Source organism: Shewanella corallii, from assembly GCF_023349125.1.
GTDB lineage: Bacteria > Pseudomonadota > Gammaproteobacteria > Enterobacterales > Shewanellaceae > Shewanella > Shewanella corallii.
Window position 1 is genome coordinate 777,643 of the sequence record NZ_JAKIKT010000002.1, and the last position, 24,775, is coordinate 802,417.

Consider the following 24,775-nt stretch of genomic DNA (forward strand, 5'->3'; position numbering starts at 1 on the left):
ACACGTAAGATGACATTTTTACAGGAAATAGGTATTTCAACCGAGCTGGCAATCATACTGGCTATCGACCTGACCATTGCCGTTATCCTGCTCACTGCCATGCGTTATCTGCAGGGCTGGACAGTTAAAGTCAACTCAGGGGAAGAGCTGGCACAACGGGATAACTTTGCCTTTGGTATCAGTACTGCCGGAGCGGTATTGGCATTGGGAATAGTCCTGACCGGCGCTATCACAGGAGAAGCTGCATCCTCCTATACCATGGAAGCCATAGGCATGAGTGCCTACGGCATTTTCGGCTTGATTCTGATTAAACTTGGGCGTTTTTTGCACGACAAACTGGCGCTGCACAACCTCAATAAAAATGAGCAGATTATCAAGGGGAATGTCGCCGTTGCCATTGTCGATGCAGGTGCTGCCATAGCAACAGCTACCATCATTCGCGCAGTGCTGATCTGGGCCGAAGACCTGACCCTGGATACCTTTATTGCCATCTTCAGCGCCTTTATGGTGTCTCAATTGATGCTGGTACTGCTGACCCGTTGGCGCGAAAGCCGCTACGCCAGCCGTAATCAGGATATGCCAATGCAAAAAGCGCTGGAACAGGGGCATACAGCACTAGCCATACGTCATGCCGGTTACCTGATTGCCATGGGTATCGCTTTCAATGCTGCAAGCCACTTTATGATCTACCTGCCGACCGCTTATGTTGGCAACGTGCTCAGCTGGCTGTGGTTCTCCATTATCATGCTGGTATTGCTGTCACTGCTGCTGGCACTGGTTAAGCGTCTGGTACTTGCCCGTATTAATATGGCTGAAGAGGTCGAACAGCAACACAATATTGGTGTGGCTGCGGTGGAAATGGCCATCAGCATTGCGATTGCTCTCTTGTTAGCCGCGCTGATGGCTTGAGGTCACAACAGGAATGGATACCAGTTTACGTCAGCCAACAGGGATCCGCTGGCTGGATGATGCCTTACTGCTCGGCATTATGGCGGTGTTGGCCGGTTGCGGCCTGATATATGAATACCTGCTGTCTCATTATGCAGGTCGCATTTTGGGTGCCCTTGAGGCTGCCATCTACACCATGATAGGTCTGATGATTGTCTCAATGGGCCTGGGAGCCTTTGCTGCCCGCAAGATTCGATGCGCCTTTACCGGCTTTGCAGTGCTAGAGCTGGCAGTCGCCCTGTGTGGCTCTCTCGCTATCATCATTACAGCGGCGGTTATCGGCTTTGGCCATGTTTTGCCTCAGACCATAGCAGATACTTTTAACCTGCCACCGGATATGCTGCCTGAAGGCGGGCTTATCGACACTTTCCAAACACTGAGCCGCTACCTGCCCTATGTTTGGGGGGTGATACTTGGGTTAATGATCGGGATGGAGATCCCCTTAATCGCCCGGGTCAGACAATCCCTCAGCGAAGCTCATCTTATCCATAACGCCGGAACCATTTATGGCGCTGACTACATAGGTGCTGGTATAGGCGCTGCTATCTGGGTGTTGACCATGCTGGCGCTGGATATTCAACTGGCCGCAGCCCTGACAGCCAGCTTTAATCTGTTGGCAGGCTTTGTGTTTATCTTTAGGTTCTGGCACCAAATACGTCATGTAAGACTGTTACTGGCGGGACATATTCTGGCATCCGGCGTATTGATGATACTCGCCATCCATGGTCCCTCCTGGGAGCAGGGATTCAATAATCTGCTTTACAAAGACAAGGTGGTTTACCACCAGGCGACCCGTTTTCAACAACTCACCTTTACCGAGCGATTGCGAGGTGAAGGGCTTGCTCCGGTTTACTCACTCTACATCAATGGCCGCCTGCAGTTCGCCAGCGATGATGAACATATCTACCACAGCTTTCTGGTACATCCGGTATTGGCAGCATCGGCCCGTCAAAACAAGGTGCTGATTATTGGTGGTGGTGACGGCTTGGCCCTGAGAGATGTCCTCAAGTGGCAGCCTGAAAAAGTTACCCTGATGGATCTGGATGCAGATATGGTGACTTTGTTTCGGGGTGACAACCCGGCAATGCCGGAAAAGCTGAAGCAGCAGTTGACTCAACTGAATGTAAATGCGCTGCAGGACCCCAGACTTGAGCTGATTACCGATGACGCCTTCAATGGCGTGGATGACCTGCTGAAACGGGGTGATAAGTTCGACGCCATCATAGTCGACCTGCCGGACCCCAGCCACCCGGACCTGAATAAGCTGTACTCGGACTTCTTCTATCGCAAGCTGGCCAATCTGCTCAGTGCAGACGGCGCCATTGGGATCCAGTCTACCTCCCCCTACCACGCCAAAAAGGCGTTTATCAGCATAGGAAAAACGCTGGGCAGCGCCGGATTCAATGTCAATCAGTATCACCATAATGTGCCAAGCTTTGGTGAGTGGGGATGGACCCTGGGCACCCTGAAAGGCCGGGATGGCCAGCAGAGATTAACGCAGCTGGAGCAGTTACCGGTTGACGATCACTGGCTGACGACAGGTTTGGTACGGGCTTCATTCGAATTCCCCGCTAATTTTTACGACGGCAGCGAAGATATAAAAATCAATACCTTAGGAACTCAGCATATCTATATGTACCACAGAGCAGCCTGGGGAGAAGCTCAGGGAATGAATCTTTTTTAAACAATTTGTCATTACCGCTTGACATAATATGTCCAGCGGTTAATCTTTAACCCAGACATAATATGTCAGAGAGGACAATCATGAACATCCACAGCATTGCAGACCATCTAGGAAAGTTGGGCGACAACTCAAGCACTGGCTTGAAATTCGATTGTTTCCCAATATCAGGCGACGTAGACGTACTGCAGGTCAATATCGAAGGACGCGAAGAGCTGCCGATATTCGTTTCCGTTACTGACAACCAGATCCTCTGCATCAGTTATCTGTGGGGTGAGGATGAAGTGAAGCAGGAAAAGCGTATGGAGATGTTTGAAACCATGTTGGAACTCAATATTCCCATGCCCCTGTCAGCCTTTGCCAAGATAGACAATAAGTACGTGGTGTACGGTGCACTGTCTATCAAGTCCAGTATGGAAGAGATTGAAGATGAACTCTCCCTGCTGTCTGACAACTGTTTGGAAGTCATCGATGAGATGGCCGACTACCTCAACTAAGGAGCCAAGATTATGGGTATTTTAAATAAGATACTGACTGCATTCCGTGGTGGCGCCAATGAAGTTGGCCAGAGTATTGTTGATGCCAACTCCACCCGAATTTTTGAGCAGGAGATCCGCGACGCGGAAAAGCACCTGACTCAGGCCAAGCGTGATTTGACCGATGTGATGGCCAAAGAGATGCATGCCGCCCGTGAAGTAGACCGCATCAAACGCGCAGTCGCTGAGCATGAAGGCTACGCTTCTCAGGCACTGGATCAGGGCAATGAAGCGCTGGCAATAGAAGTAGCTGAAAAGATAGCGACTTTGGAGCAGGAACTGTCAGAGCAACAGTCTGCCAATGACAGCTTTACTGCCCATGCAGCCAGACTTAAGGATCTTGTTAAAAAGACCGAACGCCAACTGGCCGACTACAAGCGCCAGCTAACCATGGTGAAAACGACTGAAAGTGTGCAGAAAGCCACTGCCACTATTACAGACTCCTTCACCAGCAGTAACTCCAAGTTGCTGAATGCCAAGGATTCACTGGAGCGCATCAAAGCCCGTCAGCAGCAGTTTGACGATAGGCTACAAGCAGCTGAAAACCTTGAAGCTGAAGGCAGCGATAAATCACTGCAGGACAAGCTGGCCGCTGCAGGCATTGGTGAACAGAAAACCACAGCCAACTCAGTGCTGGACCGGATTAAAGCCGGTAAAAAGTAAAGTATTAAGTCCCGACCTGCCGGCAGTACTCCTGCCGGCCTTTTTCGTTTATCAACCACAGGAGTTGAGATATGGGATTTCTGGACAAACTGTTTGGCGATAAAAAGTCTCAGGCACCAAAGCGGGTGTTGGACCACCCTAAAAAACTCAACCCGGGAGATATGATCTCTCTGGACGACAGCTTTGCCCTGCCGTCCCAACTTAAGGGACAGCAACTCAAAGTTGAACACGTCTCTTGTTACGAATATGAACATAATCGCAGTGCCGAATGGCAGCTTAGAGGGAACGATAACCTGCCGGTATTTATGTCGGTTGAAACTGACGATGAAGAGTGGCTTTGCTTCAGCGTTAAAGTCACCCGGGATAAAGTGGAGCAGCTATTTGATCTGGATGAATTTGCAGAAATTTTCGAGGAACCCGGCCAGGCTGTATTAAAACTCAAGCCCGAGGCTCGAAGTCAGCTTCCTGAACTTGCCCACTGGCTTGCCGATGAGTACCATCAGTCCACTTTTGCCGCATATGGCTACTACCATCAAAATGATTATCGCCTGATGTCCCCTCCCACCGGCCGGGGTGAACCTTTTGAAAGCTATCGTCTCGACAGTGCTGATGAATCCCGCGCTGTGGAAATTGAAGTGTATGAAAGTGGTGAAACAGATGTCATGCTGACTCTGTACCGCCCTCTGTCGGACATTCGTGACTTCTGGCCCGGAGCATAGATTTCCCATGAGTAAATCACCGCAGCAACTACCTGAAACCTGGCAGGTCAATCAGAAGGCTGCCAAAGCCACTCAGGTCGCCTTCGATCTGGATGAGAAATTTCAATACTCAATTCGCAAAGCAGCATTGGATGCCGGCGTCAGCCCTTCTGATCAAATCCGAACCATTCTTGGTCTGCCGGTAGCGACCCGCCCTAAGCGTCCACGTCTGACGGTTTCACTGAGTGAAGCAGACTATGCCGCACTGGCAGAAAAATATGGCCTGACCACAGACTCACAGCTTGAAATCAAGCGTCGGGTATTGGATGAACTGGTGCAATTTGCCTCTGAAGATTGAAATGTCGGGGTCGGCTCTTTTATGCTGACCCCATAATCAATATCAGGGAACCGGGAAATAATGAGTGAACAAAAGGAGTTGAGAGTCAGGCAATTTGAGATGCCAACGCCGATAGATCTGGCGATGATGGTGCTCTCTCTGGTTTCCGTAGTGCTGGTACTGGTGTTGGCTTTTGGAAGACTCAACCCACAAACCCGGGAACTCCTGCTGTTTATCGATACCAGCATCTGCATTATTTTCCTCAGCAATTTTTTTATTGGCATGGTGCGGGCCAGAGACAGATGGTTCTACTTTAAGCACCACTGGATCGACTTTGTCGCCAGTATCCCAGCCATTGAACCATTGCGGGTGATGCGCCTGTTCCAAATCCTGCGGGTAGTTCGTCTGATCAGGGTAACCCGCTCACTGATTATTCCCCTGCTTCGTCAACGCAAACAAACCACAATCGCCAGTTTGCTACTGGCATTGGTGCTTATTCTGTCACTCTCTTCCATGCTGATTTTGATTGTGGAAAGCGGCGTGGAGGGAGCCAATATTCAGACCGCGCAGGATGCGGTCTGGTGGACGCTGGTAACCATCTCTACCGTTGGCTATGGCGACTTCTACCCTGTGACTACTGCAGGCCATGTAGTGGGTACTATCGTGATTGTCTGCGGCGTCAGCTTCTTCGGTGTTATCTCAGGTTATATGGCATCAGTTTTCGTCGCGCCTGAGCAACAGGAAAACGCAAAAGAGCAGCAAAAGGAGATGCGCAACGAAGTAGAGAATGTGCTGAAACGCATGGAGGAAAACCAAAACCGTATTCTGGCAGAGTTGGATGAAGTCAAAGCTGAACTGGCGAAACACAGGGAACAGTTTCCGGACAAGTAACCCTTTCATTGTTCTGAGCCAAAAGAAATACTGTTGACCACTATAAATCCAGGTCCAGAAACAGCTGAGTTTGATGAGTAAAATCATCCTGTAAAGCGCTGCTGTCTCCACCATGGGTGTCTGTCCCCCAGGTAACCAGGCTACCATCCTGGTTTCGGGCAACGTAAGCAAAATAGGTGTGCCATATGTGGGTAACACCATTGAATTGACTCTGCACAGCACTTGAGTCGCCCCCCATATGGCTAACGCCCCAGGTCACAACATCACCTGACTCAAGAGCGGCAGCGAATGCCATCTCTCCGCCGCTGACAAATTTAACACCCACCAGATCTGCCTGCACTGCGCTACTGTCTCCGCCACCACTGCCATTTCCCCAGGTCACCAGCGTTTTATCACTTTTTAACGCTGCATAAGCAAAAGAGTTGGCAAATACCTGCTCTACATTGGTAAGGCCAGCCTGAACAGCACTGCTATCACCTCCAAGGCCAGACGAACCCCAGGTCACAACGCTGCCGTCCCCTTTCAAGGCCGCAAAAGAGTAATAGTTTGAGGCAATCGTTTTGACATTGGTCAAATCGGCCTGAACCGATGCGCTGCTGCCACCGGATCCCAGCGCCCCCCAGGTAATCACTGAGCCGTCTGTTTTCAACGCAGCAAAGGCGTTACGATTGGGAAACATCTTGGAGATATTGGTTAAATCAGCCTGCACAGCACTGGCATCACCACCATTGGTCGTATTCCCCCAAGCCACAACTGTGCCATCAACTTTCAGGGCAGCAAATGCCGAATCATTATTATAGATTTCAGCGACGTTAACCAAAGAGGCCGCAATGCCAGAACAATTTCCTCCACTGCCGCTTTCTCCCCAGCAAATCACAGTGCCATCCTGCTTTAATGCCGCAAAAGCTGTATTGGTCGAAAAAACTCTGATGACATTGGTCAACTGGGCTTGCACACCACTGGAGTCCCCACCTTTAGCACTGTCCCCCCAGGTAACCACGCTGCCGTCAGCTTTAACTGCCGCAAATGCCCAATCTGTTGCATAAACTGCGATCACTGAGTTCAATTGCGCGTGCACACTGCTGGCATCCCCCCCATAATTAGCATTTCCCCATACGACCAAACTGCCATTGGATTTTCGTGCGGCAAATGCCTTATTGGAAGTAGTCACAGACTCAACATCGACCAAATCAGACTGAACCCCACTCGAGTCTCCACCATAATCAGCCAATCCCCAGGCTCTGGCAAATCCATCAGTACGCAGTGCCGTCATCGCATAATCATTGGCAATCACCTCATCTATGTATTCAGGCCGGATCACCACCTGAGCTGATGCTGTTTTACAGGCATTCCCCCCGTTTACGCCGCTGCCATCGGCATTACAGTATCGATTTTTTACGCTTACCCTCACGCCTACTCCATAATCCTTATCATCATCCACCAAGGCATATTCAGCGTCACTGCCAGTAACAGGAATACTGTCCACTTCAAATTGATATTCAGTTCTTGTGGGATGATCACAGCCAGTACAACTGACTCCTGAAGCAACAGGCCCAGAGTAATCCAGTGACAAAGAGGTCACTGCCGGTTCTGCAGGAGCACTGATGGTCAGAGACACGGCTGCGGAGGCAAGATTGCCTTCGCCGTCTGTCACCTCATAAAAGAAGCTATCGCTGCCATAGCTGATGTCGTCGGGGGTATAGTTAAGTACCAAGTCGCTGGCACTCAGTGCAGTGGTTCCCAATACAGCGCCATACACCCGGGACAGGCTAATATTTCTGCCTGTGGAGTTGGACACAAATGCCGAAACATCAATCGCCTGCAAGCCAGCATCCATGGCATAGCTTCCCAGGGTGATGTTATTTGCCGTTAGCACCGCCTGTGAGCTTGAGGTGATTTGAATAACATTGGACGCCGTGGCCAGTCCATCTGTGACGCTGTAGCTGATTGAGTCAGTACCGGTAAAGCCATTGGGCGTGTATTCAAGCTGCAAGCCAGTGCTGCTGATAGTGGCCGGTGCCGTAGCGCTGCCCAGCTCACTCAGAGTGAGTGAATCCCCGTCAGCGTCTGAAGTGTACAGGCTCAAATCAATACTCAGGCTGCCACCGGCATAAGGGTCGATTGCCAGTGTTATGGGCTGCGCGACCGGCGCTTGATTATCAATGGACACATTGACCGTTCCCAGAGCAAAGCCTCCTTTGCCGTCTGACACCACATAGCTGAAGCTATCCGCAGGAATGGAGGCCGAAGCGGTATAAGTCAGTTCCAGAGTGCCGGAAATCGTAACGCTACCCAGTGCGCCATAAACCTGAGTCACAGACAAACTGTCCCCATCGGCATCTGATACCAAGCCGGTAAGGTCTATCACCCGTTGGGAAGACGCCTGTATTTGCTGCAGCGTCAACGTCAGAGTCGTTGCTGCGGCGGTGGGAATCTGGTTTGCCGGTGTGGCATCAGACACAGTGGCACTGATATGACCCAGCGCGCTGCCACCTTTGCCATCCGAGACTTGATAGACAAACTCATCAGCACCAACATAACCTCCGGGAGTGTACTCCAGAGTTAATCCACTGACAGCAACCCGGCTGTCACCACCAAATATGGCAATAGAGAGCGGGTCAGAGTCGGCATCAGCAACCAATCCCAGCGCGGCTAAATCCAAGGTGACCTGTGTGACACTGTCAGTTGAAAAACTGTAATCAGCCGCAGTAGGAGAGGTATTGTCAGGCGCGGGGCTGGCATCCGTCACATTGACAACCAAGAGACCGGCCGCCATCCCGCCTCGTCCATCCGAAACCAGATATGTTGCCGTATCGACCCCAATAAAACCGCCGGGAGAATAAGTCACCAGCTCCCCGGACAGTGCAAAGCGAGAGTCCGCCTGAAGCAGTTCAGTCACACTGACAGCGTCTCCATCCACGTCGCCATAAGCGCCGTTCAATGAAATGGTCAGATTAGTGAGGCTGTCGGTGCTCGAGTTCAAGTCATTGGCATAGGGCAGATTGTTATCCAGGTCACTCACAGCCACGACCAAAGTTCCTGTCGCAACAACGCCTGAGGAGACAAGGGTATAGACAACCTCGGTAACGCCTGCAGCCAATGCAGATAGGCTAATCTCGTTGTCGCTGGCTATTGATGCGCTGACAGCGCTGTTGGAGGGTGTGACCTGACTTATCTGCCAGCTGTCTGATGCTGTCACTGCACTACTGATATCCAGCGTGACACTTTGCCCTGTGGTCATCTCCTGCACCAGCGTTGACACACTTAAAGTAGCCGGGGGCGGGGTGTTATCGGTCACCGTCATCTGAATCAGGCCTGCCGCCCAACCGCCCTTGCCATCGGTCACTATATAGGTGGCACTGTCGATACCCACAAAACCATTGGCGTGATAAGTCAGGATGTGTCCGTCAACTACAAACCTTTCATCACTTTGAAGTAAATCGGTCACCGTCAGCTCATCACCATCCCTATCAGAGATATAACGGGACAGGTCAATCTCCAGCTTAGCCGTTCCATTTGAAATAAGTTGAATGTCTGCCGCAGAGGGCGATGTATTGACGGGGCTTGAGACCACTATCGCCATATACCCCTGATAGATGTTCCCCCCCGACTCCACTCTGTATGTCACATCAGCCATACCAGCGCCATCGGCAATCACCTCCAGTTCAGTGGCAGACAGCAAAGCCACCCTGACAGGGCCGGTAACCGACAACACATCGGTAATTTGCCATGCCTCTCCCGAACTGACTTCTGACGACAGGTCCAATGCCCGCTGCTCACCCACACGGAATTCTGAAACAACCAGATTAATGATAGGAGCCGGAGAAGGATTGGTTTCAACGACTGAAAGCAAAGACAGGCCAGACGGCTCTTCAGGCGAAGGCGACTCAGACTCGCTGCAAGCAGACAACAAGACTGTGAGCATAAATACACTAACAAGCTGGCGAAGGTGCGACACTCAATATCTCCATCTCAAGTGTTTGCATCATAAATAAATTATTAAACAGACCACTACTGTATTAATAACTTTAGTCCAGCCAAGAGCGTCTTCCAGTGGAAAAAGGACTCACTCAATAGGGAGAAAACAGCCTCTGGCCCAACAAGAACCAAAAACTCACTTATGTAAAGTCAATACAATTAAGCTCTGCTGACAAGAGATTGTCTTCTTAAACTGGACAGAGTAAAGATCAAATACAGGCGTTATCTGATCACTAAAGATCCAGGTCGATAAAGATCTGACTGTAACCGGTAAAGTCGCTTTGAACCGCACTACTGTCGCCACCTTCAACCGAGTCTCCCCAGGTGACTATCGTTCCATCCTGATTCTGTGCAACGAAACTGGAACTGTTACTCCATACTTTAGTGACAGTATCGAAATCTGAGCTGACACCACTGCTATCCCCACCAAAATCGGAGTCTCCCCAGGTCACCACAGAGTTATCAGACTTAAGCGCCAAAAAGGCTTCTTCAGTAGCTATTATTTGTTCTACACCAGCGAGGTCTGACTGCACACCACTGCTGTCGCCCCCTGATGCGGCTAATCCCCAGGTCACGACCGTGTCATCACCTTTCAACGCCGCGTATGCAAATAAGGTCGCAGACAAGCTTTCCACATTGGTAAGCTGCGCCTGAACACTGCTGCTATCACCACCTAACGAAGCTGAGCCCCAGGTGACGACTGTATTGTCTGATTTCAACGCAGCAAATGTATGAGTGGTGTTTGAAATACTCTCAACCCCGGAGAGGTCGGCCTGCACACCACTGCTGTCACCGCCAAAGCTGACGTTCCCCCAGGTAACGACGCTGCCATCATCCTTCACGGCCGCAAAAGCACGCCAATTACCATAAATCCTGGCAACATTGGTCAGATCTGCCTGAACTGAACTGGCATCCCCTCCCTGCAACGAGTTCCCCCAGGCAACCACACTGCCATCCTCCTTTAACGCTGCGAATGCAAAGCGGGTAGCAGAAATCGAATCAACATTGGTCAGATCAGCGGCTACAGCGCTGGAATCGCCGCCATTGCTACTATCGCCCCAGGTCACAACAGTGCCATCTGACTTTAACGCCGCAAATGCCGTATCCGTGCCAAAAACCTCAGCGACATTGGTCAGTTGTGCCTGTACTCCACTACTGTTTCCACCACTACCACCAGACCCCCAAGTGACCAGACTGCCATCGGATTTTAGCGCCGCAAAGGCAACTGTATTGGCAAATACCTTGGTGACATCCGTTAAATCCGCCTGCACAGCACTGGCGTCCCCTCCTAACGAATTATGCCCCCAGGCTACAACGGTACCGTCATCTTTTATGGCAGCGTAAGCCCAATTAGTATTAGCTATGGACACCACATTAGTTAGCTGTGCCTGCACTGCACTGCTATCCGCCCCCTTGGAATCATCTCCCCAACTCACTACTGTGCCATCTGTCATCAAAGCTGCGTGACTGTACTCTCCGTTTATCACATCAGCGACATATTTGGGCTGTATCACCACCTGCCCCTCTGTTATCAGACAAGCATTACTGCCATTTACACCGGAGTCATCGGCATTGCAGTATTGGTTTTTTACCCTTGCCCGTACAGAGATGGTTTTCTCCTTGTCGTCTCCGCTTGGTGAGTAGACTGCACCACTGCCACTGACCGGGACTCCGGCTACCTCAAAATGGAACTCAGTACGAGCGGGATGATCACAGCCGGTACAGGTCAGAGAAGCCGTAACATCCCCCTGATAGTCCAGTGTCAACGAGGTAATAACCGGCGCTACAGGTGCACTAAGGGTAAGTGTGACAGTTGCCGTTGCGGTATTTCCCTCGCCATCAGTGACTTCATAGAAAATGCTGTCTGTCCCATAACGGATATTGTCAGGTGTATACCGTAATAAAAGGTCACTGTTATTAAATGACGTTGTCCCCAGACTGGCTCCGTAAACGTTGGAAAAGCTTATGCTTCGACCAGAGCTGTTGGAAACAAAGGGCGTCATATCAATTACCAACAACCCAAGGCTTAATGGAAAAGACCCCAGTGAAACATTATTTGCCGTTAGCACCGCCTGTGAGCTTGAGGTGATTTGAATAACATTGGACGCCGTGGCCAGTCCATCTGTGACGCTGTAGCTGATTGAGTCAGTACCGGTAAAGCCATTGGGCGTGTATTCAAGCTGCAAACCAGTGCTGCTGATAGTGGCCGGTGCCGTAGCGCTGCCCAGCTCACTCAGAGTGAGTGAATCCCCGTCAGCGTCTGAAGTGTACAAGCTCAGGTCAATACTCAGGCTGCCACCGGCATAAGGGTCGATTGCCAGCGTGATGGGCTGCACGACAGGCGCTTGATTGTCGATGGACACATTTATCGTCCCCTGAGCAAAGCCCCCTTTGCCGTCTGACACCACATAGCTAAAGCTATCCGCAGGAATGGAGGCCGAAGCGGTATAAGTCAGTTCCAGAGTGCCGGAAATCGTAACGCTACCCAGTGCGCCATAAGCCTGAGTCACAGACAAACTGTCTCCATCGGCATCTGATACCAAGCCGGCAAGGTCTATCACTCGCTGGGAAGACGCCTGTATTTGCTGCAGCGTCAACGTCAGAGTCGTTGCTGCCGCGGTGGGAACCTGGTTTGCCGGTGTGGCATCAGACACAGTGGCACTGATATGACCCAGAGCGCTGCCACCTTTGCCATCCGAGACTTGATAGACAAACTCATCAGCGCCAACATAACCTCCGGGAGTGTACTCCAGAGTTAATCCACTGACAGCAACCCGGCTATCACCACCAAATATGGCAATAGAGAGCGGGTCAGAGTCGGCATCAGCAACCAATCCCAGCGCGGCTAAATCCAAGGTGACCTGTGTGGCACTGTCAGTTGAAAAGCTGTAATCAGCCGCAGTAGGAGAGGTATTGTCAGGCGCGGGGCTGGCATCCGTCACATTAACAACCAAGAGACCAGCCGCCATCCCGCCTCGTCCATCCGAAACCAGATATGTTGCCGTATCGACCCCAATAAAACCGCCGGGAGAATAAGTCACCAGCTCCCCGGACAGTGCAAAGCGAGAGTCCGCTTGGAGCAGTTCAGTCACACTGACAGCGTCTCCATCCACGTCGCCATAAGCGCCGTTCAATGAAATGGTCAGATTAGTGAGACTGTCGGTGCTCGAGTTCAAGTCGTTGGCATAGGGCAGATTGTTATCCAGGTCACTCACAGCCACGACCAAAGTTCCTGTCGCAACAACGCCTGAGGAGACAAGGGTATAGACAACCTCGGTAACGCCTGCTGCCTGCGCTGTCAGTGCAATCTCATTATCGCTGGCTATTGCTGCGCTGACAGCGCTGTTGGAGGGTGTGACCTGACTTATCTGCCAGCTGTCTGATGCAGTCACCGCACTACTGATATCCAGTGTGACACTTTGCCCTGTGGTCATCTCCTGCACCAGCGTTGACACACTTAAAGTGGCCGGGGGCGGTGAGTTGTCCGTCACAGTGACCTGGATAAGGCCCGCAGCCCAACCGCCCTTGCCATCGGTCACTATATAGGTGGCACTGTCGATACCCACAAAACCATTGGGACGGTACTCTACTGTGCCCCCGGACAAACTGAACCTGTCACTCACCTGCACCAGAGAATCAACGGATACAGTGTCACCATCGGCATCGCCGATATAACTGCTTAATGGGATAGAGATGTCAGTATCGCTGTCAGTGGACAGCGTCACATCATTGGCAAAGGGAGACGTATTGTCACCATCACTGACCGCTACCACTATCAGTCCGGTGGCAATTAAAGTGCTGGAGGTCACTTCAACGCTTACTTCGGCTACGCCTTCAGCCAGCGCATTTAACGTCAGCTCTGAGTTGCTGCCAATATCAGCATCAACCGCAGTGCCATCCACACTGACCTGACTTATCTGCCAGCTGTCTGATGCTGTCACTGCACTACTGATATCCAGTGTGACACTTTGCCCTGTAGTCATCTCCTGCACCAGCGTTGACACACTTAAAGTGGCCGGAGGCGGGGTGTTATCGGTCACCGTCACCTGAATCAGGCCCGCAGCCCAACCGCCCTTGTCATCGGTCACTATATAGGTGGCACTGTCGATACCCACAAAACCATTGGCGTGATAAGTCAGGATGTGTCCATCAACTGCAAACCGTTCATCACTTTGAAGTAAATCGGTCACCGTCAGCTCATCACCATCCCTATCAGAGATATAACGGGACAGGTCAATCTCCAGCTTAGCCGTTCCATTTGAAATAAGTTGAATGTCTGCCGCAGAGGGCGATGTATTGACTGGGCTTGAGACCGCTATCGCCATATACCCCTGATAGATGTTCCCCCCCGACTCCACTCTGTATGTCACGTCAGCCATACCAGCGCCATCGGCAATCACCTCCAGTTCAGTAGCAGACAGCAAAGCCACCCTGACAGGGCCGGTAACCGACAACACATCGGTAATTTGCCATGCCTCTCCCGAGCTGACTTCTGACGACAGGTCCAATGCCCGCTGCTCACCCACACGGAATTCAGAAACAACCAGATTAATGACAGGAGCCGGGGAAGGATTGGTTTCAACGACTGGAAGCAAAGACAGGCCTGACGGCTCTTCAGGCGAAGGCGACTCAGACTCGCTGCAAGCAGACAACAAGACTGTGAGCATAAATACACTAACAAGCTGGCGAAGGTGCGACACTCAATATCTCCATCTCAGATATCCCTATCATGAGTCAGTTGTCAGGCAAGCCTTTGCCGTACCTATAACTTTAGTTCAGGTCAAAGGTTCTGCCAGTGAGGGAGAACAAGGTCACAATGGAGTTGCGATAGCCAAGGTCAGATCAAAAAAGAGCCCGCAGGCTCTTTTGTCATCACTCAATGAAAGCTTATCGCCAGTAGGGCGTCATGGCCTGAGCCGATTTACGGGAAAAGTCCAGTGCCAGCAGCAGACTGTCCTTTTTATTGGTCAGCCAATCGCTGAGATCCAGCTCCAACTGATGACTGTATTCATCTAAGAGGTTATAACTGCCGAGGGTCCGTATACCATTAACCAAATCCCCCCAGGGAGCCCGAAAACTATCCCGGCTTTGGGCGTCATACAGTTCGCCATAGGCAAACCCAACAAGAATAGCTTCATCCAACTGCTCAATGGCGCTCAGGTAATCAGTGTCAGACAGGGACTGGGTAGGCGGCATCAACTCCAGAATGCTCTGCCAGGAGGCTTCCTGCATCTTATCCGCCATCGCTTTCAAGGATACCTGAGGCAGCACAACTAAACCTTTCTGCAAGTCCAGCAGCAAACGCACCATGGCCAGTTGCAGTTGACCGTACTGTGGCATTCGCTGCAGCGAATGCAATTTAGCTGTGAAGTCAAACCCCGTCAACTCAGCTGCTGCTTTTGCTTCGAAAGCATCAGATTGTTGATGTTTGGAAGCGAGACTCTCTTCAATAATACCTGCGGCGTACTGTGCCTTATCAACAAAGCCCAGATTGGCTTCAAGTAACTCGAAACCTGAATCATAACCGGCTTCCCACAAGCCAAACTGCTGCAAGGTCAAACGTTGCAGTCGGATAATGCTGCGCAGGCGCTGCCATAATTCGACACACTGCAGCGGCACATGAGCACTCTCGGCAATCATCTGCTCAAGCAATTGCCACCGCTCCACACAGGTTTCCAGTAAAGTTTGCACGGCTATGTTGATATCGCTGTCTTTGGTGAGCTCAACATACTTAAGGGCTTCCAGAGACAAGGGGCTGGACTGAGACGCCAGTCGGTAACCCCGCTGAGCTTTGCTGGCCTTGCCGAGGCGAACGGGTATCCACTCAGCAACCTGGGTCGCCAACTCAATCAAGGCTGACACCTCACCGGCCAGCAGCTCAAACTCCAGCTCGCAGATCTCTTCCCGCTCACCGGAAGCTACTATCGTGCCGGTATCCAGTGCGATCTCCACCATGCTGTTACCTACATATACATGCCAGAGCTGACGGGTGAAGTTTGTGTCAAACAGGCAATACAGTTCATTCTGCACCGTGGCAATATCTGCATCCACAGGCCAGATTTCATCGGGAAACAGACTCAAAGTCGGAGTATCCGCTTCTATATCTATGTTGTACTCTGGACGGGAGTGAATGCCGCCAGCCACACGACCAGCAGTTTTTATGGTTTGTTCTCTGTGGTCACCTTCACCTCTCACTCTGAGCCCCATATCCCAGCGACGCAGCTGAAGATCCTGGGTATCAAAGTAGCGGTTGGTGAGTTGTTTGGTCGGCAATAGCTCTGAATGCTCCAGATTGGAGAGCTTTGTAGTCAGAGTTTGAAGGTCTGCCAGGTCAAGGAAGAGCTTGAGTTCGATTTCTGCGGCCATGAAGTAGAAGGGTCAGTTAGTAATCAAAGATTCATCAAAACGTCATTATTTATTCATAATGTAATATTGCTGTCATAAAAGGTCTCTAGGATTCGCTTCCAGAGTAGATTTATGACTCAATAGTATTAAAACTGTGCTTCGATATAAAAAACACAGTTTCATTAAGCGGACGCATGGGGTAACATTCGCCCGCTTTTTCCACTAAGGGAATAACCTTAATAGGTACACGGCTATGCCAGTAAACTCTATTTTGGGCGTGTTTGCAAAATCGCCAATCAAGCCTCTGCAAGAGCACATCGACAAAGTATACGATTGCGCATCTATACTTGTCCCATTTTTCGAAGCGACTATCGCAGGTGACTGGGATAGTGCCGTCGCACAGAGAAAACAAATCAGTCAACTGGAACGTGAAGCCGACGCGCTGAAGCGGGAGATTCGTCTGAATCTGCCTGGCGGTCTGTTCATGCCTGTTGAACGCACTGACTTGCTGGAACTGGTGACCCAACAGGATAAAATCGCCAACAAAGCAAAAGATATCTCTGGTCGCGTTATCGGTCGTGAATTACTTATTCCGGTAGCCATCCAAGGTCCCTTCATTGCCTATTTAACCCGCTGTCTTGACGCCGTTGAACTGGCGAAACAAGCCATCAACGAACTGGATGATCTGTTGGAAACAGGTTTCCGTGGTCGTGAAGTTGAATTGGTAGAAAAGATGATCAGTCAACTCGATGCCATCGAAGAAGATACTGATGATCTGCAAATTCAGGTACGTCGTCAGCTGTTTGCCATGGAAGCTGAACTCAACCCTGTCGATGTGATGTTCCTTTACAAGATTATTGAGTGGGTAGGCGACCTGGCTGATTTGGCCGAGCGTGTAGGTTCCCGCCTGGAGCTGATGCTGGCTCGCGTCTGATAACAAGGTTTTCAAGGTAACAACATGGTTGATGTATTAGTAACCCATGGCACGCTGTTAATTGGGATGGCGGCCCTGTTTGGATTTTTGATGGCTTGGGGTATTGGTGCCAACGACGTGGCTAACGCCATGGGTACCTCTGTAGGTTCCAACGCCATTACCATCAAACAAGCGATCATCATTGCGATGATCTTCGAATTTGCCGGTGCCTATCTGGCTGGTGGTGAAGTAACCTCCACTATCCGTAAAGGTATTATCGATTCAGCTTACTTCGTACCACACCCAGAACTGCTGGTGTACGGTATGATCTCTGCACTGCTGGCAGCCGGTATCTGGTTGATTGTCGCCTCTGCATTGGGCTGGCCTGTATCTACCACTCACTCTATCATCGGCGCCATCATTGGCTTCGCCGCTGTAGGTGTGGGCCCTGACGCTGTAGCCTGGGGTAAAGTAGGTGGCATCGTTGGTTCCTGGGTCGTCACCCCGGCAATCTCTGGTTTCATCGCCTTTGTGATCTTCCAGAGCGTTCAGAAGTTAATCTTCAACACCTCAGATCCTCTGGCAAACGCCAAGCGCTATGTCCCTTTCTATATGGGTCTGGCTGGCTTCATCATGTCTCTGGTAACTATTACCAAAGGTCTGAAGCACGTTGGTCTGCACCTGAGCACTAACGAAGCTTACCTGCTGTCTCTGGCTATTGCTGTGGTTGTTGGCGTTCTGGGTAAAGTCGCTATTGGTCGCCTGAAGATGTCTGGCGTTACCGGTACCGGCACCGACACTCAGTTTGGCGATGTTGAAAAAGTATTCGCTATCCTGATGGTTGTAACCGCATGTTGTATGGCATTTGCTCACGGCTCTAACGACGTAGCCAACGCTATTGGCCCTCTGGCCGCAGTAGTATCTGTAGTAGAAGCTGGCGGTGAAATCTCTTCCAAGGCTTCTCTGGCCTGGTGGATTCTGCCTCTGGGCGCCTTCGGTATCGTATTCGGTCTGGCTATCTTCGGTAAGCGCGTAATGCAGACCATTGGTAAGAACATTACCCATCTGACTCCAAGCCGCGGTTTCGCTGCTGAGTTGGCTGCTGCTTCTACCGTGGTTATCGCATCAGGTACCGGTCTGCCAATCTCTACCACTCAGACTCTGGTAGGTGCTGTACTGGGTGTAGGTATGGCGCGTGGTATTGCCGCTATCAACATCGGTGTAGTTCGTAACATCGTAGTATCCTGGGTAGTTACCCTGCCTGCCGGTGCTGGTCTGTCGATCATCTTCTTCTACATGATCAAATCAGCATTCGAATAAACTAAAGTTTATTACGCAGTTATACAGAGGGAAGTCATATGACTTCCCTCTTGCATTAGTGCCCCTGAATCCCTAGCATGTGGGGCAGTTCCATCTTTAAAGAGAATACTTTAGTGTTACGAATCCTTGCTTTGGTGACCATGCTGATAGCCTCACCAAATCTGCTGGCGGCGACTCAATCCGGCTATATTTCTGAAGATGTTTATATATTCATCCACGGTGGTCCTGGCACCCAGTATCGCATTCTGGGCAGTGTAGAAGCCGGTCAACCTGTCACTCTGCTGGGTGAAACCGACGGCGATTACAGTAAAATCAAAGACCATAAAGACAGAGAAGGCTGGGTACGCACTGACCAGATCCAATCTTCTCCTTCTTTCCGTGTTGTCGTTCCGCAGCTGGAAACCAAACTGGCTGATACTCAAAAACAGCTAAGTCAGGTTCAATCCGGCAACAAGCAGCAAAGCAACCAGCTGAGCACTGCCGCCCGTGAAATCAGCGAACTGAAAGCACAGCTGACACAGGCCACGGCAGAGCGAGACAGTGCCAAGGCAGAGCTCAACTCACTGCTGGAAGATCAGGATTATGAAATGTGGCGCCAGGGAGGCATGATTGCCGGCGTAGGTCTGTTACTGGGTCTGCTGATAGCCTACCTGCCACGTCCTCAGCGTCGTAACAAGAGCCGCTGGATGAACTGATTGATCCGTTGATTGACCAGTCACTCAATAAAAAAACCACCCGCGGGTGGTTTTTTTATTTTTTGAATTCCTTAAATGCTGTCATCAGTCGGTTACCATACTTACCTGTGCTCACATACTCATTGGCATCCAGGTATTGTAGATAGCAGCCAGTCATAGCTATTCGGAAGTTGTTAAGAGTCATGCCTCTGGACAGAGTCTGTGGCAGCGCCAGTACCAGTCCGACTGCAGTCATTGCATAGCAAAACATCAACCAGATCAGCATTAAGGGTGTACGAATAAAGGGCTTAAAGCGCAGCATATAAACCTCTTATCTGCGGCTAAAGAAGCCCCATGTTACGCCCGTCAAATCTGAGTTTCAGTGAATTCTGTTTAATACATGGCAGATTGTCGGCATTAGACTTCAATAGCAGTCATATCCTTGCCTGTATCCAAAAATTTACAAATCCTCCACTGCCCAACCTCAAATCTGAAACACAAGGTGTGCCACAGCTCACATTTTCATAGTATAATTTTTTTCGTACGATGTAATATTGTATACAAAAATAAAACACATTGGCTACATTGCTGTTTTTATAGATTTTTTTTGGCGATGGATACTTTCCTATGTTTAAAGCAAGCGAGGTATTGAGTGGTCGTTATGACAGTGCCACTCTGGATGAGCTGTTCACAGCAATAACCAATAACTACATAGTGGACGAAGAAGCCTATCTTAAAGAGCTTCTGACTATGGTTCCTTCAAGTGATGATGATATTCGTCGAGTCACTGCCAATGCCCATCAAATGGTGACCAAGGTTCGCCAGTTTGAGAAGAAAGGCCTGATGGTAGGGATTGATGCTTTCCTCCAGCAATATAGTCTGGAGACCCAGGAAGGCATTATCCTCATGTGTCTGGCCGAGGCTTTGTTGCGGATCCCCGACTCTGCAACCGCTGATGCGCTGATCGAAGATAAGCTCTCAGGCGCCCAGTGGGATAAGCACCTTAAAAAGAGCGACTCCATGCTGGTTAATGCTTCGACCTGGGGGCTGATGCTTACTGGGAAAGTGGTCAAGCTGGACAGAAAGGTCGACGGTACCCCAAGTAATATGTTGAACCGTCTGGTCAACAAGATGGGGGAGCCTGTGATTCGCCAGGCCATGTACGCTGCCATGACGATTATGGGTAAACAGTTTGTACTGGGGCGGGATATTCAGGAAGCGTTGAAAAACAGCGAAGACAACCGTGAGCTGGGGTATACCCACAGCTACGATATGCTGGGTGAAGCGGCCCTGACCAAAGCTGACGCCGACAAGTATTTCAATGACTATGCCAATGCTATTAGAGAGCTGGGCAGCTATAGCTACGACACTAATTATGCTCCCCGCCCAACCATCTCTATCAAGCTTTCTGCCCTGCATCCGCGCTATGAAGTCGCCAATGAAGATAGAGTACTGACAGAGCTGTACAACACTGTCATCAAACTGATCCAACTGGCGCGCTCAGTAGACATAGGAATCTCTATTGATGCGGAAGAAGCGGACAGGCTTGAACTGTCTTTGAAACTGTTCCAGAAGCTGTACAACTCTGAAGAAGCAAGAGGTTGGAGTTTGCTGGGTATTGTCGTACAGGCATACTCCAAACGCTGTCTGCCGGTACTGATCTGGCTGACCCGACTGGCCAAAGAGCAGGGCGATGAGATCCCGGTCCGTCTGGTAAAAGGCGCTTACTGGGACAGCGAGATTAAATGGTCACAGGTAGGTGGTGAAGGCGGTTATCCATTGTTCACCCGTAAAGCCGGTACCGATGTCTCTTATCTGGCCTGCGCCCGTTACCTGCTGAGCGATGCCACCAAAGGTGCCATCTTCCCTCAATTTGCCAGCCACAATGCCCAAAGTGTTGCCAGCATTATCGATATGGCAGGCGACCGACACTATGAGTTCCAGCGTCTGCATGGCATGGGCCAGGAACTGTATGACACCTACCTGAAAGAGAGCCATAACGCTCAGGTACGTATCTATGCGCCGGTCGGTGCCCATAAAGAGTTGTTGCCATATCTGGTACGACGCTTGTTGGAAAACGGCGCCAATACCTCATTTGTCCATAAGCTGGTCGACCCCAAAACCCCAATCGACAGTTTGGTCGAGCACCCGGTGACCAGACTTAAGACCTATAAAACTCTGGCCAATAACCGGATCCCAATGCCAGCGGATATCTTTGGCGCAGGACGTAAAAATTCCAAGGGACTGAATATGAATATCCAATCTGAAGCAAAGCCCTTTTTCAAGGCACTTGAGAAATATGAACAGCAGCAATGGCATGCAGGCCCGCTGATCGATGGTGAGACCGTCTCCGGCACAGTGCATGATGTCCTCAGCCCCTACGATACCCGCCAAAAGGTCGGAACCATTGCCTTTGCCGATGACGCAGCAATTGAGCAGGCGATCTATTCCGCTCAACGAGCCTATCCAAGCTGGTGTCGCACTTCAGTTGAAGAACGTGCCAATGCACTGCAGAAACTGGCGGATTTGCTGGAAGAAAATCGCGAAGAGTTGATCGCTCTGTGTACCCGGGAAGCTGGCAAGACCCTGCAGGATGGTATTGATGAAGTGCGCGAAGCAGTGGACTTCTGTCGTTACTATGCCATTCAGGCCAAGAAGCTGATGGCTGAGCCAACTCTGATGCCGGGTCCCACCGGAGAGTTGAACGAGCTATTCCTTCAGGGCCGCGGCGTCTATGTCAGTATCAGTCCATGGAACTTCCCGCTGGCGATCTTCCTGGGTCAGGTCACCGCGGCGCTGGCTACAGGCAACACAGTAATAGCCAAGCCTGCTGAGCAAACCAGCCTGGTTGGATATCGTGCGGTACAGCTGGCCCATGAAGCCGGTATTCCCGAATCAGTGCTGCAGTTCCTGCCGGGAACCGGTGCCACAGTGGGCGCAACACTGACCGCAGATGAGCGTATCGCCGGGGTGGTATTTACCGGCTCTACTGAGACCTCTCAACGTATTAATATCACCCTGGCTCAGCGTAAATGCGGCATTGTGCCATTTATTGCTGAAACCGGTGGCCAGAATGCCATGATTGTCGACTCAACTGCCCTGCCTGAGCAGCTGGTCCAGGACATCAAAGACTCCGCCTTTACCAGTGCAGGTCAGCGCTGCTCGGCATTGAGGGTACTGTATGTGCAGGACGACATAGCAGAAGGCATTATTGAGCAGCTTAAAGGCGCAATGGATGAGCTGCAGTTGGGTTACCCTGGCGCCTTCAAAACCGACGTTGGTCCGGTAATCGACACCACGGCGCAAACCAATCTGAACGCGCATATCGACAAAATCTCTTCCACAGGTAAGCTTATCCACAGCGTAAACCTGACTGAAGAGTGCCAGCATGGTCACTTTGTTGCGCCTACTGCGGTTGAGATTAACTCCATCACTCAGTTGGAAAAGGAACACTTTGGTCCAATCCTGCACGTGGTGCGCTACAAAGCCAAAGATATCGACAAAGTGGTAGAGGAGATCAACTCCACCGGCTATGGTCTGACATTCGGCATTCACAGCCGCAATGAATCCTTTGCCCGGGAGCTGGCTGATCGCCTGAATGTGGGTAATGTCTACATCAACCGTAATCAGGTAGGTGCTGTCGTCGGTGTACAGCCATTTGGCGGTCGCGGACTGTCCGGTACCGGTCCCAAAGCCGGTGGTCCACACTATCTGTTCCGCTTTGTGACAGAGAAAACCCGCACCAACAACATCACAGCCATTGGCGGTAATGCCACCCTGCTGTCTTTGGGTGATGCGGACTAAAATCCAGCAAAGCTAGCCTTAAATACAAAAGCCGGAGCAATCGCTCCGGCTTTTGGTATCTGGCTTGCAAGAAATTAATCGCGACCCAGTACCTTGATACCGGCGCTGCCATCTTTAGCCTCACCGAACACCTCAATGCTCTTCACGCAGCGCTTGTAAGCGAACTTGCGCCAGTCGGTAGACTCGTTCTTCTTCAGGTCGCGATAGAAGTTGATGGTACGGGTTTCGCCATTACGGAAAGTAAATACCGCCTTACGCAGACGTGCTTTACGCTCAGCCTTGATCTTGATGGCATCGGTATTGCGGCAAACCAGCAGTGGGATCTTGGCACCATGACGACCATCTTCCAACAGAATAGTACGACCCAAAGTGATATGACCATCAGCCATTGCAGGGGCTGCAGCACTCAGTGCTGCCAGTACTAAAGCAGACAAAGCAATCAGTTTTTTCATTGTGTTTTCTCATCAACAGCAGGAATTGGGCGGCACAATAGCCCCCGTTGCCCTTTGATACCACTGACAAATGACAAAAATTAGAAGTCGCTAACATTATTGAACTAATCACAGGTGCCAACAGTTAACGTTAATCTTGCGTTCAGTCAGCCTCAATACCGAACAACTCTTCAATCAGCTAAAAATCAGCCAGTTAGGAACAAACTCCTCACGACTATCCAGCAAACAATTCGGCACTGACATCCTGCAGCCAGAAGTCCAACTCCCAGTTCCATATCTATGTTCTATATTTACAGTACTTTATCCAACATAAGGCTTACCCGGTATGAACCTAGGACTTCTGAGTACACTGTGCAGCGTGAAACCAAAGGTATCATTTCTGCTGTTATCGGTATTTACCCTGATAGCGGCCAGCTTCCCTCAGGCACAGGCTGACACTATAAAAATTGGTATGTCGACGGCATTGGAAGGCCCGGCTCAGGGTTTGGGGACCAATGTAAAAGCAGGAGTCGAAAGCTATTTCGGTAAGGTTAATGCTGCCGGAGGGATCAATGGCAAACCCCTGCAATTGGTTGCACTGAACGACGGATATGAGCCGGATAAAGCCGCCGATAATATGCAGCAGCTTATTGAAAAGGAAAGTGTATTTGCAGTTCTGGGGAATGTTGGTACGCCAACTGCCGTGGTAACAGTCCCCATTGCCAACAAAATGAAAACGCCACTGATTGGTGCCATTACCGGTGCAGGTCTGCTGCGCAAAGACCCACCGGATCGCTACGTCATCAACTATCGGGCCAGCTACGCTCAGGAAACCGCAGCCATGATTGATGGCCTGCTGGCTCAGGGAATTAAACCGGAAGAGATCGCCTTCTTTACCCAAAAAGATGGCTATGGCGATGCAGGTTACAGCGGTGGCGTTAATGCGCTGAAACGCAATGGTTTCAGTAATACTGACTCTCTGGCTCATGGGCGTTATCAAAGAAACACCACCAATGTCGAAGAGGGCCTGTTAACCGTATTGAGTGCCGACGTGGAGCCAAGAGCCATCATTATGGTTGGGGCTTATAAGCCATGCGCTGAATTCATTAAGCTGGCGAAAGAGGAGTTACCCAACGCCCTGTTTTTAAACGTTTCCTTTGTAGGCAGCATTCCCCTGAAGCAGGAACTGGGAGATCAAGCCGAGGGCATTATCGTTACTCAGGTGGTTCCTCACTTTAATTCATCACTCAATACCGTGAAGGAGTTTCGCAGCGATCTGCAGAGGTATGGTAATGGCGTCGCACCCGGCTTCCTCTCTCTTGAAGGCTATCTTGCAGCCAAAATGCTGGTGATGGGGATTCAGAATGCCAATAGCGTCAGCTCTCCTGAGAGCATTGTCGATGGACTGAACAGTCTGAATCAGTTTGATATGGGTATAGGCGTCCCACTGTCCCTCAGTGAAGACAAGCATCAGGCCAGCGATCAGGTATGGCCCACCAGGATCAAAAACGGCGAGTACGTGGTACTGGATTGGTCTGATATTTAGCCTTAGTCAC

Annotated in this window: 17 protein-coding genes; 12 read left to right on the forward strand and 5 right to left on the reverse strand. The window is 50.7% G+C overall.

The window, feature by feature from the left end:
- Positions 1–9 precede the first annotated feature (9 nt).
- From L2725_RS08740 to L2725_RS08770, 7 genes are all read left to right on the forward strand, one after another.
- Positions 10–909: a DUF350 domain-containing protein gene (locus tag L2725_RS08740; RefSeq protein ID WP_248935465.1), complete on the forward strand. Its 900-nt coding sequence runs from the start codon at positions 10–12 to the stop codon at positions 907–909.
- Positions 910–922: 13 nt separating this feature from the next.
- The gene (locus tag L2725_RS08745) at positions 923–2,632 is read left to right on the forward strand and encodes a polyamine aminopropyltransferase (protein WP_249248586.1); all 1,710 of its coding nucleotides are present in this window, start codon (positions 923–925) and stop codon (positions 2,630–2,632) included.
- Positions 2,633–2,712: 80 nt separating this feature from the next.
- Positions 2,713–3,126, forward strand: coding sequence for a YjfI family protein (locus L2725_RS08750; protein ID WP_115136254.1), 414 nt, complete (start codon positions 2,713–2,715; stop codon positions 3,124–3,126).
- Between the two features lie 12 nt (positions 3,127–3,138).
- On the forward strand, positions 3,139–3,828 hold the full coding sequence (locus L2725_RS08755) for a PspA/IM30 family protein (RefSeq protein ID WP_115136255.1): 690 nt from the start codon (positions 3,139–3,141) through the stop codon (positions 3,826–3,828).
- A 71-nt stretch (positions 3,829–3,899) separates the two neighbouring features.
- Complete coding sequence (locus L2725_RS08760; protein ID WP_249248587.1) at positions 3,900–4,547, forward strand: hypothetical protein; 648 nt, start codon at positions 3,900–3,902, stop codon at positions 4,545–4,547.
- A gap of 7 nt (positions 4,548–4,554) precedes the next feature.
- Positions 4,555–4,884: a hypothetical protein gene (locus tag L2725_RS08765; protein WP_115136257.1), complete on the forward strand. Its 330-nt coding sequence runs from the start codon at positions 4,555–4,557 to the stop codon at positions 4,882–4,884.
- 60 nt (positions 4,885–4,944) lie between these two features.
- Positions 4,945–5,754 (forward strand): potassium channel family protein, encoded by an 810-nt coding sequence (locus tag L2725_RS08770; protein WP_248935470.1) that lies wholly within the window; start codon positions 4,945–4,947, stop codon positions 5,752–5,754.
- Between the two features lie 40 nt (positions 5,755–5,794).
- Here L2725_RS08770 and L2725_RS08775 read toward each other — a convergent pair whose 3' ends face one another.
- From L2725_RS08775 to L2725_RS08785, 3 genes are all read right to left on the reverse strand, one after another.
- Entirely contained in the window at positions 5,795–9,679 is a 3,885-nt protein-coding gene (locus L2725_RS08775) for an Ig-like domain-containing protein (RefSeq protein WP_249248589.1), read from the reverse strand.
- Positions 9,680–9,965: 286 nt separating this feature from the next.
- A complete protein-coding gene (locus L2725_RS08780) occupies positions 9,966–14,399 on the reverse strand; it encodes an Ig-like domain-containing protein (RefSeq protein WP_249248590.1) in 4,434 nt (1,477 codons plus the stop codon).
- 220 nt (positions 14,400–14,619) lie between these two features.
- Positions 14,620–16,098: a CYTH domain-containing protein gene (locus L2725_RS08785; RefSeq protein ID WP_249248591.1), complete on the reverse strand. Its 1,479-nt coding sequence runs from the start codon at positions 16,096–16,098 to the stop codon at positions 14,620–14,622.
- Between the two features lie 232 nt (positions 16,099–16,330).
- Between L2725_RS08785 and L2725_RS08790 the strand changes: the two genes are divergently transcribed.
- From L2725_RS08790 to L2725_RS08800, 3 genes are all read left to right on the forward strand, one after another.
- Positions 16,331–17,011 carry a TIGR00153 family protein gene (locus tag L2725_RS08790; RefSeq protein WP_115136261.1) on the forward strand — a complete coding sequence of 227 codons (681 nt, stop codon included), beginning with the start codon at positions 16,331–16,333 and terminating at the stop codon, positions 17,009–17,011.
- Between the two features lie 24 nt (positions 17,012–17,035).
- A complete protein-coding gene (locus tag L2725_RS08795) occupies positions 17,036–18,310 on the forward strand; it encodes an inorganic phosphate transporter (RefSeq protein WP_249248592.1) in 1,275 nt (424 codons plus the stop codon).
- A 113-nt stretch (positions 18,311–18,423) separates the two neighbouring features.
- Entirely contained in the window at positions 18,424–19,005 is a 582-nt protein-coding gene (locus L2725_RS08800; RefSeq protein WP_249248593.1) for a TIGR04211 family SH3 domain-containing protein, read from the forward strand.
- A gap of 55 nt (positions 19,006–19,060) precedes the next feature.
- On the opposite strand, the gene L2725_RS08805 is transcribed toward L2725_RS08800, so the two are convergent.
- Positions 19,061–19,306: a hypothetical protein gene (locus L2725_RS08805; protein WP_115136263.1), complete on the reverse strand. Its 246-nt coding sequence runs from the start codon at positions 19,304–19,306 to the stop codon at positions 19,061–19,063.
- A 305-nt stretch (positions 19,307–19,611) separates the two neighbouring features.
- Between L2725_RS08805 and putA the strand changes: the two genes are divergently transcribed.
- The gene (putA, locus tag L2725_RS08810; RefSeq protein WP_249248594.1) at positions 19,612–22,788 is read left to right on the forward strand and encodes a bifunctional proline dehydrogenase/L-glutamate gamma-semialdehyde dehydrogenase PutA; all 3,177 of its coding nucleotides are present in this window, start codon (positions 19,612–19,614) and stop codon (positions 22,786–22,788) included.
- Positions 22,789–22,862: 74 nt separating this feature from the next.
- On the opposite strand, the gene L2725_RS08815 is transcribed toward putA, so the two are convergent.
- Positions 22,863–23,240 carry a DUF2541 family protein gene (locus tag L2725_RS08815; RefSeq protein ID WP_249248595.1) on the reverse strand — a complete coding sequence of 126 codons (378 nt, stop codon included), beginning with the start codon at positions 23,238–23,240 and terminating at the stop codon, positions 22,863–22,865.
- 325 nt (positions 23,241–23,565) lie between these two features.
- Between L2725_RS08815 and L2725_RS08820 the strand changes: the two genes are divergently transcribed.
- A complete protein-coding gene (locus L2725_RS08820; RefSeq protein WP_249248596.1) occupies positions 23,566–24,765 on the forward strand; it encodes an ABC transporter substrate-binding protein in 1,200 nt (399 codons plus the stop codon).
- The last annotated feature ends 10 nt before the right edge of the window (positions 24,766–24,775 follow it).